This window comes from Rhizobium oryziradicis, from assembly GCF_001939045.1.
Classification (GTDB): Bacteria; Pseudomonadota; Alphaproteobacteria; order Rhizobiales; family Rhizobiaceae; genus Allorhizobium; species Allorhizobium oryziradicis.
On sequence record NZ_MKIM01000027.1, the window covers coordinates 107,723 to 123,129 of the forward strand.

General features: G+C 55.4%; 12 protein-coding genes and 1 other RNA gene. 5 read left to right on the forward strand and 8 right to left on the reverse strand.

Annotation, left to right across the window (positions count from 1 at the left end; all coding sequences use genetic code 11):
* Positions 1 to 8: 8 nt before the first annotated feature.
* Positions 9 to 581, reverse strand: coding sequence for a 5-formyltetrahydrofolate cyclo-ligase (locus tag BJF95_RS24060; RefSeq protein WP_175577244.1), 573 nt, complete (start codon positions 579 to 581; stop codon positions 9 to 11).
* 129 nt (positions 582 to 710) lie between these two features.
* Here BJF95_RS24060 and BJF95_RS11490 point away from each other — a divergent pair, with 129 nt between their 5' ends.
* On the forward strand, positions 711 to 2,771 hold the full coding sequence (locus tag BJF95_RS11490; protein WP_075639605.1) for a methyl-accepting chemotaxis protein: 2,061 nt from the start codon (positions 711 to 713) through the stop codon (positions 2,769 to 2,771).
* 109 nt (positions 2,772 to 2,880) lie between these two features.
* On the opposite strand, the gene BJF95_RS11495 is transcribed toward BJF95_RS11490, so the two are convergent.
* The 4 genes from BJF95_RS11495 to BJF95_RS11510 all read right to left on the reverse strand — a co-directional run bounded on the left by BJF95_RS11495 (position 2,881) and on the right by BJF95_RS11510 (position 4,570).
* A complete protein-coding gene (locus BJF95_RS11495) occupies positions 2,881 to 3,537 on the reverse strand; it encodes an FMN-binding negative transcriptional regulator (protein WP_075639606.1) in 657 nt (218 codons plus the stop codon).
* 115 nt (positions 3,538 to 3,652) lie between these two features.
* Positions 3,653 to 3,810, reverse strand: a non-coding RNA gene (gene ssrS, locus BJF95_RS11500) — 6S RNA.
* A gap of 106 nt (positions 3,811 to 3,916) precedes the next feature.
* Positions 3,917 to 4,261 carry a cell division protein ZapA gene (locus BJF95_RS11505; protein ID WP_075639607.1) on the reverse strand — a complete coding sequence of 115 codons (345 nt, stop codon included), beginning with the start codon at positions 4,259 to 4,261 and terminating at the stop codon, positions 3,917 to 3,919.
* A gap of 39 nt (positions 4,262 to 4,300) precedes the next feature.
* A complete protein-coding gene (locus BJF95_RS11510) occupies positions 4,301 to 4,570 on the reverse strand; it encodes a DUF4164 domain-containing protein (RefSeq protein WP_075639608.1) in 270 nt (89 codons plus the stop codon).
* Between the two features lie 337 nt (positions 4,571 to 4,907).
* On the opposite strand from BJF95_RS11510, the gene tkt reads away from it, so the two are divergent.
* The 3 genes from tkt (at position 4,908) to BJF95_RS11530 (ending at position 10,193) form a co-directional block, all read left to right on the forward strand.
* Positions 4,908 to 6,884 carry a transketolase gene (tkt, locus tag BJF95_RS11515; protein ID WP_075639609.1) on the forward strand — a complete coding sequence of 659 codons (1,977 nt, stop codon included), beginning with the start codon at positions 4,908 to 4,910 and terminating at the stop codon, positions 6,882 to 6,884.
* An 80-nt stretch (positions 6,885 to 6,964) separates the two neighbouring features.
* The gene (gene gap / locus BJF95_RS11520; RefSeq protein ID WP_075639610.1) at positions 6,965 to 7,969 is read left to right on the forward strand and encodes a type I glyceraldehyde-3-phosphate dehydrogenase; all 1,005 of its coding nucleotides are present in this window, start codon (positions 6,965 to 6,967) and stop codon (positions 7,967 to 7,969) included.
* A gap of 412 nt (positions 7,970 to 8,381) precedes the next feature.
* Complete coding sequence (locus BJF95_RS11530) at positions 8,382 to 10,193, forward strand: potassium/proton antiporter (protein ID WP_075639612.1); 1,812 nt, start codon at positions 8,382 to 8,384, stop codon at positions 10,191 to 10,193.
* Between the two features lie 48 nt (positions 10,194 to 10,241).
* Here BJF95_RS11530 and BJF95_RS11535 read toward each other — a convergent pair whose 3' ends face one another.
* On the reverse strand, positions 10,242 to 10,745 hold the full coding sequence (locus BJF95_RS11535; protein ID WP_075639613.1) for a pyridoxamine 5'-phosphate oxidase family protein: 504 nt from the start codon (positions 10,743 to 10,745) through the stop codon (positions 10,242 to 10,244).
* Between the two features lie 171 nt (positions 10,746 to 10,916).
* Between BJF95_RS11535 and BJF95_RS11540 the strand changes: the two genes are divergently transcribed.
* The gene (locus BJF95_RS11540; RefSeq protein ID WP_075639614.1) at positions 10,917 to 11,663 is read left to right on the forward strand and encodes a YebC/PmpR family DNA-binding transcriptional regulator; all 747 of its coding nucleotides are present in this window, start codon (positions 10,917 to 10,919) and stop codon (positions 11,661 to 11,663) included.
* A 73-nt stretch (positions 11,664 to 11,736) separates the two neighbouring features.
* Here the strand turns inward: BJF95_RS11540 and glmM are convergent, their stop codons facing one another.
* Both glmM and ftsH read right to left on the reverse strand, forming a co-directional pair.
* Positions 11,737 to 13,092: a phosphoglucosamine mutase gene (gene glmM, locus BJF95_RS11545; RefSeq protein ID WP_075639615.1), complete on the reverse strand. Its 1,356-nt coding sequence runs from the start codon at positions 13,090 to 13,092 to the stop codon at positions 11,737 to 11,739.
* Positions 13,093 to 13,416: 324 nt separating this feature from the next.
* The gene (gene ftsH / locus BJF95_RS11550) at positions 13,417 to 15,348 is read right to left on the reverse strand and encodes an ATP-dependent zinc metalloprotease FtsH (RefSeq protein WP_075639616.1); all 1,932 of its coding nucleotides are present in this window, start codon (positions 15,346 to 15,348) and stop codon (positions 13,417 to 13,419) included.
* Between the last annotated feature and the right edge of the window lie 59 nt (positions 15,349 to 15,407).

The window sequence follows — 15,407 nt, forward strand, 5'->3', positions numbered from 1 at the left end:
TCATCCAGTCAGGTCTTGAAGTTTTTATATCCACTTTCCGTCAAAATGGCATGCAAAGCGACGTCATGGGGTTCATGGGGCACATCTGCCACTTCCTGGCAGTCAAATGCAATGCCGATCAGCGTGGGATTGCAACCTTTCTCGTGCAAACGGGCAATTGCGCGGTCATAATGACCCGCACCGTAACCGATGCGATTGCCTTGGCCATCAAAGGCAGACAGGGGAACCAGCAGAATATCGGGATCAACCACGGCGGCGTCCGGACCTGGGCCACGGGTGCCAAAGCCGGTGCTGACAAGGTTTGTGCCGGGCTGCCATTGCCGAAAACAAATGGTTTGCCGATCCAGCACCACAGGCAAGCACAGTTGTGCCCCCCTTGTGCTGAGGTCTTGCATGAGGGGTTGAAGATCAACTTCTGATCGGATGGGCAGGAAGCCAGCGATGATTGTGCCCGGCGAAAAGGCAATCGCATCATTGCCATAGGCTGCCACCTGCTGCGCAGAAGCCTGTCGGATTTCGGCCGTGAGTGCGTCTCGACGCGCGAGACTGGCCTCGCGAAGAGCGGCTTTTGCGGCTTTCATGTGGTTTTTCCTAGTATTTTATGGGGGCTTAACGCTTTTCTGGTGTGTTGCAGTGCAAAATACAACAGACCATTAAGACTCTGCCGATATCGTATTGATGATTGTTAATAAACTTCTTGGGGACTCGTCATGAAGATCTTATCCCGCTTCGGTCTTGTGGGGACCTTGACCGCAGCCACATGTTTAATCTTGATCCTTTGTCTTGGTGCTGTTGCCTGGACAAGCTCATCACTGATTGAAGATAAGATAACGGCTGATGCCATCAATAGCCAGAATTCAAATTTGCGCGTTGCCGCGACGATTTTTGCGCGTGATGTGCCCGGTCTTAAGGTCAGCTGGACAGCGTCTGGTGATGTGGATCGGATAACGGCAGATAAATTGCCGACGGATTTTGCCTCTCATGACATGATCGACTCGATTGGTCGCATGACAGGCGAAACCGCAACCTTGTTTACGCTGGACCCTGCGACAAACGGCTATATTCGCCGCACCACCAATATTATCAAGCCCGATGGCAAGCGGGCTGTGGGCACGCCGCTGGATCCCAAGGGCGCTGTTTTGCCCGTGATTCAGCGTGGCGAGGTCTATCGTGGTGAGGCCGTTATTCTCGGCACCCCCTACTACACCGTCTACCAGCCGATTTTCTCTTCGACCGGGACGGTGGTTGGTATTCTTTATGCCGGTGTTCGGGTTGCGAAAATTGCCAGCATTGCCGATCAGTTTGCCTGGGCCATTGGTCTGACGGCAGCCATTACGCTGGCTTTGTCGATGATTTTGATGATCCTGATCACGCGGCGCATCATGGCACCCATTGCGACACTGACGCAGACTGCTGAAAATATGGCGCGGGGCGATATCAAGAGCGATGTTCCCCATCAGGATCTGAAAAACGAAATCGGTGCCATGGCGAAAGCTCTGGATGTGTTTCGTAACAATGCGCAAAGCAAGGTGTTGCTGGAGCGCGAGGCCGAGGAAAACCGCTCGCTGAGTGAACAGGAAGCAGCCCAGCGCGAGGCAGAAAAGGATGCAGAAGCGGCGCGTCGCCGCGTGTGTGCCGATGCGTTGGCGCAGGCGTTGAACCGTCTCAGCACAGGTGATCTCACGGTGCGGATCGAGCAGGCGTTTACCCCGGAACTGGAACAATTGAAGGCCGACTTCAACAATTCTGTTGCCAATCTCAGCCGGGCTTTTGGCGGTTTGCGCCAGGAGGTTATGGCGGTTGAGGCCAATGGTCATGAGATGCGCAGTGCAGCAAGCGAACTTGCAGGCCGCACGGAGCAGCAGGCAGCCTCCCTTGAGGAAACATCCGCCGCCTTGCAGCAGATCACCACCACCGTGCGCAGTGCGGCCGAACGGGCACAGGAAGCATCACAACTGGCGGAAGGCGCAAAAAGCAGCACCGAAGGGTCTGCCGAGGTTGTCTCCAAGGCTGTGGATGCCATGGGCCGGATTGAGCAGGCCTCAAATGAGATTTCCAAAATCATCAATGTCATCGATGAAATCGCTTTCCAGACCAATCTGCTGGCTCTGAACGCCGGTGTTGAGGCGGCGCGCGCAGGCGAAGCGGGCAAGGGCTTTGCAGTTGTGGCGCAGGAAGTGCGCGAGCTTGCTCAACGCTCTGCCAATGCTGCAAAAGACATCAAGGCCTTGATTACAAAATCCGGCGACGAAGTGGCAGGCGGCGTGAAGCTGGTGCGCGAAACCGGCGATGCGCTGGGCACCATTTCCAATCAGGTCTCTAAAATCAACGGTCTGATCGCTGAAATTGCCACATCCTCGCGTGAGCAGACCACGGGCCTGCAGGAAATCAACACAGCCGTCAACCAGATGGACCAGTTCACGCAGAAGAATGCGGCGATGGTTGAGGAAACCACTGCCGTGACGCACCGGCTTGCCGAAAGTGCCAGTGCTGCCGTGGGTCTGCTGGGCCAGTTCAAGGTGCCGGGTGAGGCCTATGCTGCACCGACAATGGCGAGCGCGCCAAGCCCTCGGCGCATGCCTGCCCGGTCTGCAGCCCCTGCCGCTGTCCGTCCTTTGCCTGCCAGCATCAAACCTGCGCAACCAACATCAAAAGCGATCAGCTCGCCAGCGCGCTCTATGATCGGCAAGCTCTCAAACGCCTTTGGCGGTGGTAGTCCGGCCAGCACGCAAGCGAACGCTGCCTCAAGTGCCAACTGGGAAGAATTTTGATCGTCTCTCCAGACCAGTGCTATAGCCTTTTTTAAGGAATAATGCAGCAACCGGTCGCGACACCAATGAAAACGGCAGGCCCGGATGGAAACATCCGGGCCTTCGTTGATTATACATCCGGCTTATCAGCCGTCGCTTTGCGCACCAATGCGGCCATATCTGCGGCAGTCTGGGTGCCTTTCGCGTCCAGTCCGGCAATAACGCCGTTGTAATCGGCAGCGGTTCGGTTCTGGCTCACCTTACGTTTGCCCTCAATGGCGGTGATTTCCAGCTCAATGCCGACAATGCCGCGCATCTGGGCCGCAACAAAACTCTCGGGCGCGTCCTGCACCGCCCAAGGCCTCGGTTCACTGGCCTCTTGCTGGTCTGTCAAAGCTGTCAGCTGTTTCAAAAGCCAGTCTGGGTCCTGATGGATGGTGGCTTTGCCGCGCACCTGCACGGTCTGGTAATTCCAGGTGGGCACGACTTTTCCGGTATCCTGCTTTGTCGCGTACCAATTGGGCGTGATGTAATGGTGGCTGCCCATGAAACTCACCAGCACCTCATCGCCAGCATCAATGGCTTTCCATTGCGCGTTGGCGCGCGCTATATGGGCCAAAAGACAGTCGGTGCCATTCTCATTCTTGCTGCGTCGCACAATGAAGGGCAGGGGATTGGCAATCAGGCCAGCACTGCCAGCCGAGATCAGCAATCCAAGCGGATGGTGGGCGATAAAGCTGAACAGATCTTCCGTGTCTATCTGGCGAAAATGGGGAGGTTGATACATGGTCGTTCTCTTGCACCCGCTCAGAAAGCGGTGATGTGATGGCTACTAAAAGGCTATTTTGCCCATGCTGTGCCAAACAACAAGAAAAACAACGGTTCATCAAAAGAATGAATAGGTGCGATCCACACAACCGATGGATTTTGTCGATCCTGGGAGCCTACAAAGTAGGTGGGTGCCATGTATCCTGACCCACGGGTCAAGACAGGGACAGCTCCCTCAAGATCGGGTATGGCCCCAGGGATTGTGTAATCCTGTCGAGAGGCGCAGATCGCTCTTGATATATAGGCCTAAACCCCGCGATGTACCAGTGGTTTCAAGGCGGCTTCGACGGTTTATTTTTGCGCTGGAGTTTTGTGCTTTTTCAGAGCTTTTGAAGTCATCAGGTGGCGGGTGTTGCGGGCTTGGCCATCAGCTTTCGGGTCACGCCATTGAGCTGTTCGGTCAGCTCCATAATCGCCTTCAACAGGGCTTCTTCACGGGTGTTGGCACCGACCGATGAATTTTCAAAAGCGCTGAGGCGGCGTTTTATGTCGGACAGTTCATCCATCACCATAATACCAGCCATAACCGTGACCCGCAGATCGCCGATTTCACCAAACTGGCTTTTCAGATGTCCCACATAGCGGTCGAACTGGTTGGCGAGATCAATCAGATGATCCTCCTGTCCCTCTTCGCAGGCCATGCGATAGGGCTTTCCATCAATGTTGACCGTGACTTGTGCCATGCCTATCCGGTTTTCTCTCAAACTGATGCGCTGCTGGACTTAACGATCCAGCACCGCTCTGATGGTTTCCATGGCTGTCACCAGGCGGCGGGAAACCTCACGGTTGACCTCTTCCAGCCTGTTTGCCCGAAATTGCGACTGATCAAGCTCCTGCGCCAGGCGCTCGCGATCAGCATGCACACGTCTGACCTCGTGCTCAACCTCGCTGTTGCTGCGTTGGGCTTCAAGGCGCATGTCAATTGCATTTTCCAAACCAGAAATGGCCTGACGCAATGCACTGAGCGCTACTGCAGTTCTGTCTGTCACCATTGTCATTGCCCCGGCTTATTAAAAAAGGCTAGCCGAATCGACCCCTTGGAACCCAAACTTCGTTCAGCACACTAGCCATCGGATTTGGCTGCCGTCAACAAAAGCCCGCGATTGTGGGCATTGTGGCTGTGGACGGAGCCGCGTCTTGTGTTCAGACGGTTTGCTTCAACCTTAGACTCTGTTCAAATTTAAGGCAGAAACAGAAATATTGTCACCAATACAGCCAAGATTTGACCGATTTTATTGACTTGCCTGTCCCACCTGATAAGGATCAGCCGCTTTCTGACGTTCGCCGGGACGGCGGCGTCCATCGAGACCCGGAACAGGCGGAACACTCATGATTTCTCCCGAACAACACAACCGGATGGCCAATGCGATCCGCTTTTTGTCTATGGATGCGGTTGAAAAGGCCAATTCTGGTCATCCCGGCATGCCGATGGGCATGGCCGATGTCGCCACCGTCCTCTTTACGCGCTTTTTGAAATTTGATCCCAAAGCCCCCAAATGGGCCAACCGCGACCGGTTTGTGCTTTCGGCGGGTCACGGCTCGATGCTGTTGTATTCCCTGTTGTATTTGACAGGCTATGACGACATCACCATCGACGACATCAAGAATTTCCGCCAGATTGGCGCAAAAACCGCTGGCCATCCGGAATATGGCCATATCGAAGGCATTGAAACCACAACGGGCCCGCTGGGTCAGGGCATTGCCAATGCGGTTGGCATGGCGATTGCCGAAAAGAAGCTGGCGGCCGATTTTGGTGCCACTTTGATGAACCACCACACCTATGTCATCGTTGGCGATGGCTGCTTGATGGAAGGCATCAGTCAGGAAGCGATTTCGCTGGCTGGCCATCTCAAGCTCAACAAGCTGATTGTGCTGTGGGACGACAATGGCATTTCCATCGATGGCGCGATCTCGCTGGCCGACAGCACCGATCAGCACGCCCGTTTCCGCGCTTCCGGCTGGGAAACCATGGCGGTTGATGGCCATGATCAGGAAGCGGTTGCCGCAGCCATTGCCGCCGCCCATACGTCTGAGAAGCCAACCATGATTGCCTGCAAAACCGTGATCGGTTTTGGTTCGCCCAACAAGGCTGGCACCCACAAGGTTCACGGCTCGCCGCTTGGTGCCGATGAAATTGCCGCCACCCGCAAGGCACTTGGCTGGGCCGAAGAAGCCTTTGTTGTGCCGTCTGACGTGCTCGACGCCTGGCGCGAAGCCGGTGGCCGTGGTGCAGGTGCCCATGCCGAATGGACACAGCTTCTCGATGCCTCGCCAAAGAAGGGCGAATTCCTGCGTCGGTTTGAGGGCAAGCTGCCTGAAGGTTTTGATGCGGCTATCGACGCCTACAAGAAGAAACTGGCAGACACCAAGCCGGTGCTGGCGACCCGCAAATCCTCCGAGGATGCGCTGGAAGTGATCAACGGCGTGGTTGCGGAAACGCTGGGCGGCTCTGCCGACCTGACCGGCTCCAACAACACCAAGACCAGCCAGACGGCCTCCATCACGCCGCACGATTTTACCGGCCGTTACATCCATTGGGGCATTCGCGAGCACGGCATGGCCGCTGCCATGAACGGCATTGCGCTGCATGGCGGTCTGATCCCTTACTCCGGTGGCTTTTTGATCTTCTCGGATTATTGCCGTCCGTCGATCCGCCTGGCCTCCTTGATGGGCATTCGCGTTATTCACGTTCTGACCCATGATTCGATTGGTCTGGGCGAAGATGGCCCAACCCACCAGCCGGTGGAGCAGATGGCCGCACTTCGCGCCATTCCCAACCTGATGATGTTCCGTCCTGCTGACGCCACCGAAGTGGCGGAATGCTGGCAGATCGCGCTGACCCATCAGGATCGCCCATCTGGCATCGCGCTGACCCGTCAGAACCTGATGGCAGCCCGTACCGAATATTCGGCGGAAAACCTCTCGGCCAAGGGCGCTTATGAGCTTATGGGTGCAGATGATGCCAAGGTATCGATCTTCGCCACCGGCTCTGAAGTTGAACTGGCGATCAAGGCGCGTGAAGAGCTGGCCGCCAATGGCATTGCTGCTCGCGTTGTGTCGGTGCCATGCTTTGAGCTGTTCTTTGAGCAGCCGGAAGAGTACCGCGCGGCTGTGATTGGCAATGCGTCCGTCAAGATTGGCGTTGAAGCTGCCATCCGTCAGGGCTGGGACCAGATCATTGGCTCAGACGGCACCTTTATCGGCATGTCGTCTTTCGGTGCTTCTGGCCCTTACAAGGAGCTGTACAAGCACTTCGGCATTACGGTTGAGGCAATTGTCGACGCTGCTGAAGCCAAGCTGGCCTGAGAAAACCCAAGCCTGATAAAAACCATTGCCCCGGACGAAATTGTGATCCGGGGCCGATTTGAGAAGCGGGAGTTACTGTAATGACTGTAAAAGTAGCCATTAACGGCTTTGGTCGTATCGGTCGCAATGTACTGCGCGGTATCATCGAATCTGGCCGGACCGACATTGAAGTCGTGGCCATCAACGATCTTGGCCCTGTGGAAACCAACGCGCATCTGCTGCGTTACGACAGCGTGCACGGCCGGTTCCCGGCAACGGTTGCCGTTGAAGGCGACAGCATTGTGATCAATGGCGGCAAGCCCATCAAGGTGACAGCCGTTCGCGATCCGAAGGATCTGCCATGGGCTGGCGTTGACATTGCGATGGAATGCACCGGCATTTTCACCTCCAAGGAAAAGGCATCGCTGCATCTTTCCAACGGTTCCAAGCGCGTTCTGGTGTCGGCTCCGGCTGACGGTGCCGACAAGACCATCGTTTACGGTGTGAACCACGGCACGCTGACCAAGGACGATCTGGTTGTTTCCAACGCCTCCTGCACCACCAATTGCCTGGCTCCGGTTGCCTATGTCCTGCAAAAGACATTCGGCATCGAAAAGGGCTACATGACCACGATCCACTCCTACACGGGCGACCAGCCAACGCTGGACACCATGCACAAGGATCTGCATCGCGCCCGTGCTGCTGCTCTCTCGATGATCCCAACCTCCACTGGCGCTGCCAAGGCTGTTGGTCTGGTTCTGCCAGAACTGAAGGGCAAGCTGGATGGTTCTGCTATCCGCGTTCCAACCCCGAATGTGTCGGTTGTGGACCTGAAGTTCGTGCCATCGCGCAATGTCACGGCTGAAGAAGTCAACGCCGCTGTCAAGGCTGCGGCTGAAGGCGAATTGAAGGGCATTCTTGCCTATACAGAAGAACCATTGGTTTCGATCGACTTCAACCATGACAGCCATTCGTCCAGCTTCTCGGGCGATCAGACCAAGGTTATGGACGGCAACTTCGTTCGCATCCTGACCTGGTATGACAACGAATGGGGTTTCTCCAACCGTATGGCCGATACGGCTGTTGCCATGGGCAAGCTGATCTAATTCGCCACTGTACGGCTTTATCAGAAGGCAGATCGGGAAACCGATCTGCCTTTTTCATTTTTTTGTTTTGCCCTACTCTGATCATGATTATTGTTGACTATGAAGCGTGGCAATTCTGCCCGCATTCTTCAGTCGGTCGCGTTTATGGTGGCGCTGCACTGTCATGGTCTGAGGGCCGTGGCCCGCTATTGTCGTGTGTGGAACAGCTCTTGGCGCATTTTGCTGAATTTGAATATGTGGCATGTTTTTTTGAAATTTATGCAGAAATTTAAGAGTGTTAGAGCCATTTTTATGCAGTAGATATAAAACAGCTGTGACGCTTTCTCCACTGTTGAAGGCGCACGCCGCTGTCGAGGATAGACAGATACAGTGCAGGACTGTGGGTCTGCGGTCGGAGTAGGGGGTAAAGAGGTTGGAACATTTTTATATTGTCACGCTGGTTTTAACCGCGCTGATTTTATTTGCTGCTTTTTCCAGCCTGATTGCTTTTCGTTTTGGCGCGCCTTTGCTTTTGCTGTTTTTGGTTATCGGCCTTTTGGCGGGCGTGGACGGCCTTGGCATTCACTTCGACAATAATTCGGTTGCCTACACCATCGGCTCCTTGGCTTTGGCCGTTATTCTGTTTGATTCCGGCTACACCACCTCTTTGCAATCCTTCCGTCAGGCGGCAGCACCCTCTATCACTATGGCCACGCTCGGCGTTGTGCTCACAACCGTGGTTTTCGGTTTAATGGCCAGTTGGGCATTGAACTTGAGACTGCTGGAAGGCTTGCTGCTCGGCTCGATTGTGGCCTCAACTGATGCAGCGGCTGTGTTTTTCCTGCTGCGCGTCGGCGGTGTCAATATTCGCGACAAAGTGCGCTCAACGCTGGAAGTTGAATCCGGCACCAATGATCCCATGGCCATCTTTCTCACCATGGCGCTGGTGGAAATGGTCTCGGCGGGCAAAGATCACACCAGCCTCGACTGGAACGTGCTGCGGCTGTTTGTTGAGCAGATGGGCATGGGTCTGGCGCTGGGCCTGATTGGTGGCGCATTGATTGTGCTGATCGTCAAAAAAATCCCCATTGATCGCGGTCTTTTGCCCATCATTGTGCTGGCCCTGTCCATGGTGGTGTTTTCTTACACTGGCGTGATTGGTGGCAGTGGCTTTCTGGCGGTCTATGTTGCGGGGATTTATGCGGGCAACCGAAATATGCCGGGTAAAGCGGCCATCGCCCGCTTTCAAGAGGGCATGACATGGCTTGCGCAGATCATCATGTTTCTGGTGCTTGGCCTGCTGGCAACGCCATCGCATTTTCTCAAAATTTTGCTGCCAGCGGTGTTTCTGGGCCTGTTTCTGGTGTTTATCGCCCGTCCCATGGCGGTGTGGCTGTGCCTGATACCCTTTGATTATACAAGGCAGGAAAAGCGGTTTATTTCCTGGGTTGGGTTGCGTGGGGCGGTTTCCATTCTGCTGGGCATCTTGCCGATCCTTGGCTCGTTGAAGGGCGGCGAAGTCTATTTCAACACGGCGTTTATCGTGGTGATGATTTCGCTGATGTTGCAGGGCTGGACCATTAAGCCCATGGCCAAACGCCTTGGATTGATTATTCCGCCCCGAATCGGTGCGATTGATAAGGTGGAGCTTGATTTGCCGGGTGCCGCCAATCACGAGCTGCTGTCCTATCGCGTGGTTGCTGACAGCCCGGTACTGAGTGGCGCGCGCATTCCGCGCTGGGCCATGCCATCCTTGGTGATTCGCGATGGCAAATCCATGCGTTATCAATATGCGGGCCGCCTGCGTGAAAATGATCAGCTCTATCTGTTCATTGCCCCCGGCTATTCGCGACTTCTCGACCGGTTGTTCGCCAGTAAAGCTCCGGTGCATGATGATGACAGCGAGTTTTTTGGCACATTTACCATCTCACCAACCCGCCCCTTGGCCGAGGTGGATGCAGCCTATGGGCCGGGATTGTTTTCCGAGAGCGACAAGGCCAAAACGCTGGGCGACTATATGAATGCCAGGCTGGGGGGCGTTGCGGAATATGCGGATCGCGTGCGCCTTGGCCATATTATTCTGATTGTGCGCGATCTCGACGAGCATGGCCATATTGCATCGGTGGGCGTTTCGATGGAGGCCGTCGATCCAACCGATAATTCGCCGCCATTCCTCAGCCTGCGCGGCATGGCAAAATGGCTAATCAGCCTGCGTTATCGCTGGCACAAGGGCAAAGCGGTCTAACCTTTCCCGTGCGGCAGGTCTTGCCTGCCGCAGAGGGGTAAAACGGGTTTAGGCAAAGTTGAGATGACGATGAACGCCCACATCGGGCATTTTGCTGTCATCGAAATTGGCCTTGGCAATTTCCCAGCCAAATTTGAGCGGATTGCCGGTTGAGGCCCAGATCTCGGCATCGTCCACATGCATGGCCAGCATGGTCAGGGTTGGGTCATTCTTGCCGCCCTCATACCAGGCTTCAACAATTGAGCTCCAGTGCTCGTCAATCTTGGCTTGGTCTTTGCGAAGCTCAATCACGCCACCGAGGCAGGCGTGGTAATCATGGTTTTTACCAATTACGCAAAAATGCGCTCTGCTGCCGGGGCGGATGCTCATGGCGAGTTCCGAATCGGTTTTGGTGAAAAACCAGACTGTATTGGTTGTTGGATCACTGTACGGAGCCATGGGTTGCATATGTTTGGTCGAGCCCTCAAGGCCGAGCATGCCGGCATGAACCGCGTCAATTTCTTTCCACAGCTGATTGGCTGGTGCATCAACGGCTTCGGTAATATTGGCCATGATATGTCCCTTTCTATCGTGTCTTGATCTCAGTGAGCTAACGACAGGCAGACGCGATTGTTCCATCGTCAGGCATATGGTGGGCATGTTGAGGCTTTGGCCCTCTTGAACGATGGGCCTTCGACGCTTATAAGAGCGCCAAATCCGAAATTTTAAGACGGCAGGGGTCCCATGGCTGGCCATTCACAGTTTAAAAACATCATGCATCGCAAGGGCAAGCAGGATGCTGTGCGCTCAAAGATGTTCTCCAAGCTTGCACGCGAAATCACGGTTGCTGCCAAAACCGGCATGCCAGATGTGAACATGAACGCACGTTTGCGTCTTGCTGTTCAAAATGCCAAGGCGCAGTCCATGCCCAAGGACAATATTGAACGGGCGATCAAAAAGGCATCCGCTGCCGACGGCGAGAACTACGAAGAAATCCGCTATGAAGGCTACGGCCCAGGCGGCGTTGCCGTCATCGTGGAAGCCTTGACCGATAACCGCAACCGCACAGCGTCCAGCGTTCGCTCCACCTTTTCCAAGGCTGGCGGCGCACTTGGCGAAACCGGCTCGGTGTCCTTCTCCTTCGATAAGGTTGGCGAAATCACCTATAAAGCCTCTGTTGGCGATGCCGATAAGGTGATGGAAGCGGCCATTGAGGCCGGTGCCGAAGACGTCACGTCTGATGAAGACGGCCATACCATCATTTGCGGCTTTGAAGATATGAACGAAGTCTCCAAGACGCTGGAAGGTGTTCTGGGCGAAGCCGAATCCGTCAAGGCCATCTGGCGGCCCCAAAATACCGTGCCGGTGGATGAAGAAAAGGCGCAGTCGCTGATGAAGCTGATTGATACGCTGGAAGATGATGATGACGTACAGAACGTCTATTCCAACTTCGAAGTGTCTGACGAAGTGATGGCCAAGCTCTCGGCTTGATCGAAGATCGTAACATGAAAAAAGCCCGGCGGTGATTTCTCACCGCCGGGCTTTTGTTTGCGTTCTCAAAAAATCAGGCCGCAACCTCACGGGTGTTGGCAATCACGCCAATCAGATCATTGACGATGCGCTCGATCTGGCTGCGGTCATCACCTTCCGCCATGACACGGATGAGCGGCTCGGTGCCGGAGGGGCGGATAACAAGGCGGCCGTTTTTGGCAAGCTCGCTCTCGGCATCGGCAATCGCCTGGCGCACATAGCTGTCTTCCAACGGCTTGCCGCCAGAAATGCGCACATTGCGCAACAGCTGCGGCACGGGTTCAAAACGGTTGCAGATCTCGCTGACGGTCTTGCCAGTGCGCTTCACGGCGGCCAGAATTTGCAGCGCGGCCACAAGGCCATCGCCTGTGGTGCCAAAATCAGACATGACGATATGGCCGGATTGCTCGCCACCGATGTTGAAACCATGCTGGCGCATATGCTCCACCACATAGCGGTCACCCACTTTGGTACGCGCCAGGGTCAGGCCCTTGTTGGCCATGAAGCGTTCCAAACCGAGATTGGACATCACGGTTGCGACAATGCCACCGCCGCGCAAAGTCTGGTCGTTGGCCCAGCTCTCGCCGATGACCGCCATCAATTGGTCGCCATCAATCACCGTGCCGGTTTCATCGACGATAATCACCCGGTCTGCGTCGCCATCCAGTGCAATACCAATATCGGCGCGCACTTCATGCACCTTCTTTTGCAAGGCGGCGGGGTGGGTGGAGCCACATTCGAGGTTGATGTTGATGCCATTGGGCTCGTTGCCAATGGTGATCACCTCGGCCCCCAATTCCCAAAGCGCGGTTGGGGCGACCTTATAGGCTGCACCATTGGCGCAATCGATGGCAATGCGTAGGCCATTCAGCGTCACATCGCGGGGCAGGGTGCGCTTGACGAATTCGATGTAGCGATAAATATCACCATCGACACGCTTGGCGCGGCCAATCTCCTGGGCCTTGGCCAAGGGAAGAGGGGCTTCCTGATCCAGCAGCACTTCAATTTGCTGCTCCAGTTCGTCCGACAATTTATAGCCATCGGGACCAAACAGTTTGATGCCATTATCCGCGAAAGGATTGTGGGAGGCCGAAATCATCACACCAATGTCGGCGCGAAGGGAACGTGTCAGCATGGCAACAGCAGGTGTGGGGATCGGGCCGAGCAGGAAGACATCAAGGCCCGCCGCGGTAAAGCCAGCCACCAGCGCATTTTCCAGCATATAGCCCGAAAGACGCGTGTCTTTACCGATCACCACGCGATGGCGATGCTGGCCACGACGAAAAATGGTGCCCACGGCAATACCAACCTTCATGGCAATGTCGGGCGTCATCGGAAACACGTTGGATTGGCCGCGAATACCATCGGTGCCGAAATAACGTCGTGTCATACTGTCTCCTGCGTTTTTGTGTGGCGATCAGATGCCATGGTGCATCGATCAGCGTCTGTTATCTCAGTCCTTGCCGGATGCGCTCTTATAACGTGGCACATGCAAGCTTGGACACGTGCGGCGGCAAGATTTGCACACCTGTTTCAAGTCTTGGCGGTGTCATGCCACAGATTATGGATTTGTTCACTTAAATTACCGTCAACATTGAATATATGGCGTTACCAAACCTTGTCTTTCGGATGGGTAGAGGCCGTTTGTCTGATGGCAGGCAAAACAAAAGCCGCCCGGTAAGGGGCGGCTTGTTTATTGTCGAAGAGATTGGCCTTAATGGGGCTGTGGTTCCAGATCGGTATCAGGTTCCTCGCCACCCTTGGGCGTGTCTTTTTTGCCCGTGGAAGGCACGGCGCTACCGCGGGCAGGGCCATCCTCACCGCTGTCGCGGGTTGGCTTGACGCCCTTGATCAAGGCTTTGATTTCCTCGCCAGACAGGGTTTCATATTCCAGCAGGCCTTCGGCCAGAATAACAAACTCGTCATGCTTCTCGGTCAGAATGCGACGTGCTTCCGCATAGGCTTCTTCGATCAGGCGACGAACTTCGGTGTCGATCTTCTGGGCGGTTGCCTCGGATACGTTCTTGGACTGCGATACCGAGTGGCCAAGGAACACTTCCTGCTGGTTTTCACCATAGGCAACCTGACCAAGCACGTCAGAGAAGCCCCATTGAGTGACCATGGCGCGGGCAAGCTTGGTGGCCTGCTCGATATCCGAGGACGCGCCAGAGGTGATGTTTTCCTTGCCGAAGGTGATTTCCTCAGCAATACGGCCGCCCATCATGATCACCAGACGGGATACCATCCACTTATAGCTCATGGAATAGCGGTCGCCTTCCGGCAACTGCATGACCATGCCCAGCGCGCGACCACGCGGAATGATGGTGGCCTTGTGCAAGGGATCGGCAACGGGCACGTTCAGCGCGGTAATCGCATGGCCAGCTTCATGGTAAGCTGTCAGCTTCTTTTCGGCTTCGGTCATGGCAGACGAGCGACGCTCGGCACCCATCATGATCTTGTCCTTGGCATCTTCAAACTCGGCCATGGTCACCACCCGCTTGTTGCGGCGGGCTGCCATCAAAGCGGCTTCGTTGACGAGGTTCATCAGATCCGCACCGGAGAAGCCGGGTGTACCACGGGCCAGAACCTTGAGATCGACATTCGGAGCCAAAGGCACGTTGCGGGCATGCACCTTCAAGATACGCTCACGACCAATGATATCGGGGTTCGGCACCACGACCTGACGGTCAAAACGGCCTGGACGCAGAAGCGCAGGGTCAAGCACGTCGGGACGGTTGGTGGCGGCAATCAGGATAATACCTTCATTGGCCTCAAAGCCATCCATCTCCACCAGCAACTGGTTGAGGGTCTGTTCGCGCTCGTCGTTACCGCCGCCAAGACCAGCGCCACGGTGGCGACCAACCGCATCGATTTCGTCGATGAAGATGATGCACGGCGCGTTTTTCTTGGCCTGTTCAAACATGTCGCGCACGCGGCTTGCGCCAACGCCGACAAACATTTCCACAAAGTCCGAACCGGAAATGGTGAAGAACGGCACATTGGCTTCGCCAGCAACAGAGCGGGCCAAAAGGGTCTTACCCGTGCCGGGAGGGCCAACCAGCAGCACGCCGCGCGGAATTTTGCCGCCCAGACGCTGGAATTTCTGCGGATCGCGCAGGAATTCGACAATTTCTTCCAGATCCTGCTTGGCTTCATCCACGCCAGCCACATCATCAAAGGTCACACGGCCATGCGCTTCGGTCAGCAATTTGGCTTTGGACTTGCCAAAGCCCATGGCTCCGCGCGAGCCGCCCTGCATCTGGCGCATGAAAAACAGCCAGACACCGAGAATGAGCAGCATGGGCAAAAGTGTGCCGATGTAGCTGAGGAAACCTGACGAGCCATCCGATTCAGGACGGGCCAGAATGGTCACATTCTTGGTCTGCAACTTGTTCAGCAGATTGTCATCAATCACAGGCGCGTAGGTCTGGAAGGAGGCCGCATTGTCAACATAGCTGCCAACAATGCGATTGCCGGTAATGGTCACGTCACGCACGCTGCCAGAGTCAACCTTGCTCAAAAACTGCGAATAGGGGACCTCGCGTGAACTTGTTTGCGACGGTGACGTCTGGAACATGCTGAAAAGTGCGACCAGCAACAGTGCTATGATCGCCCACAGCGCGAGATTTCTAAAATTTGGGTTCATCGAACTCCCCAGAGAAAATGCCTGGCGCAACGAGACGCCTTATTGTCAGACTATAACAT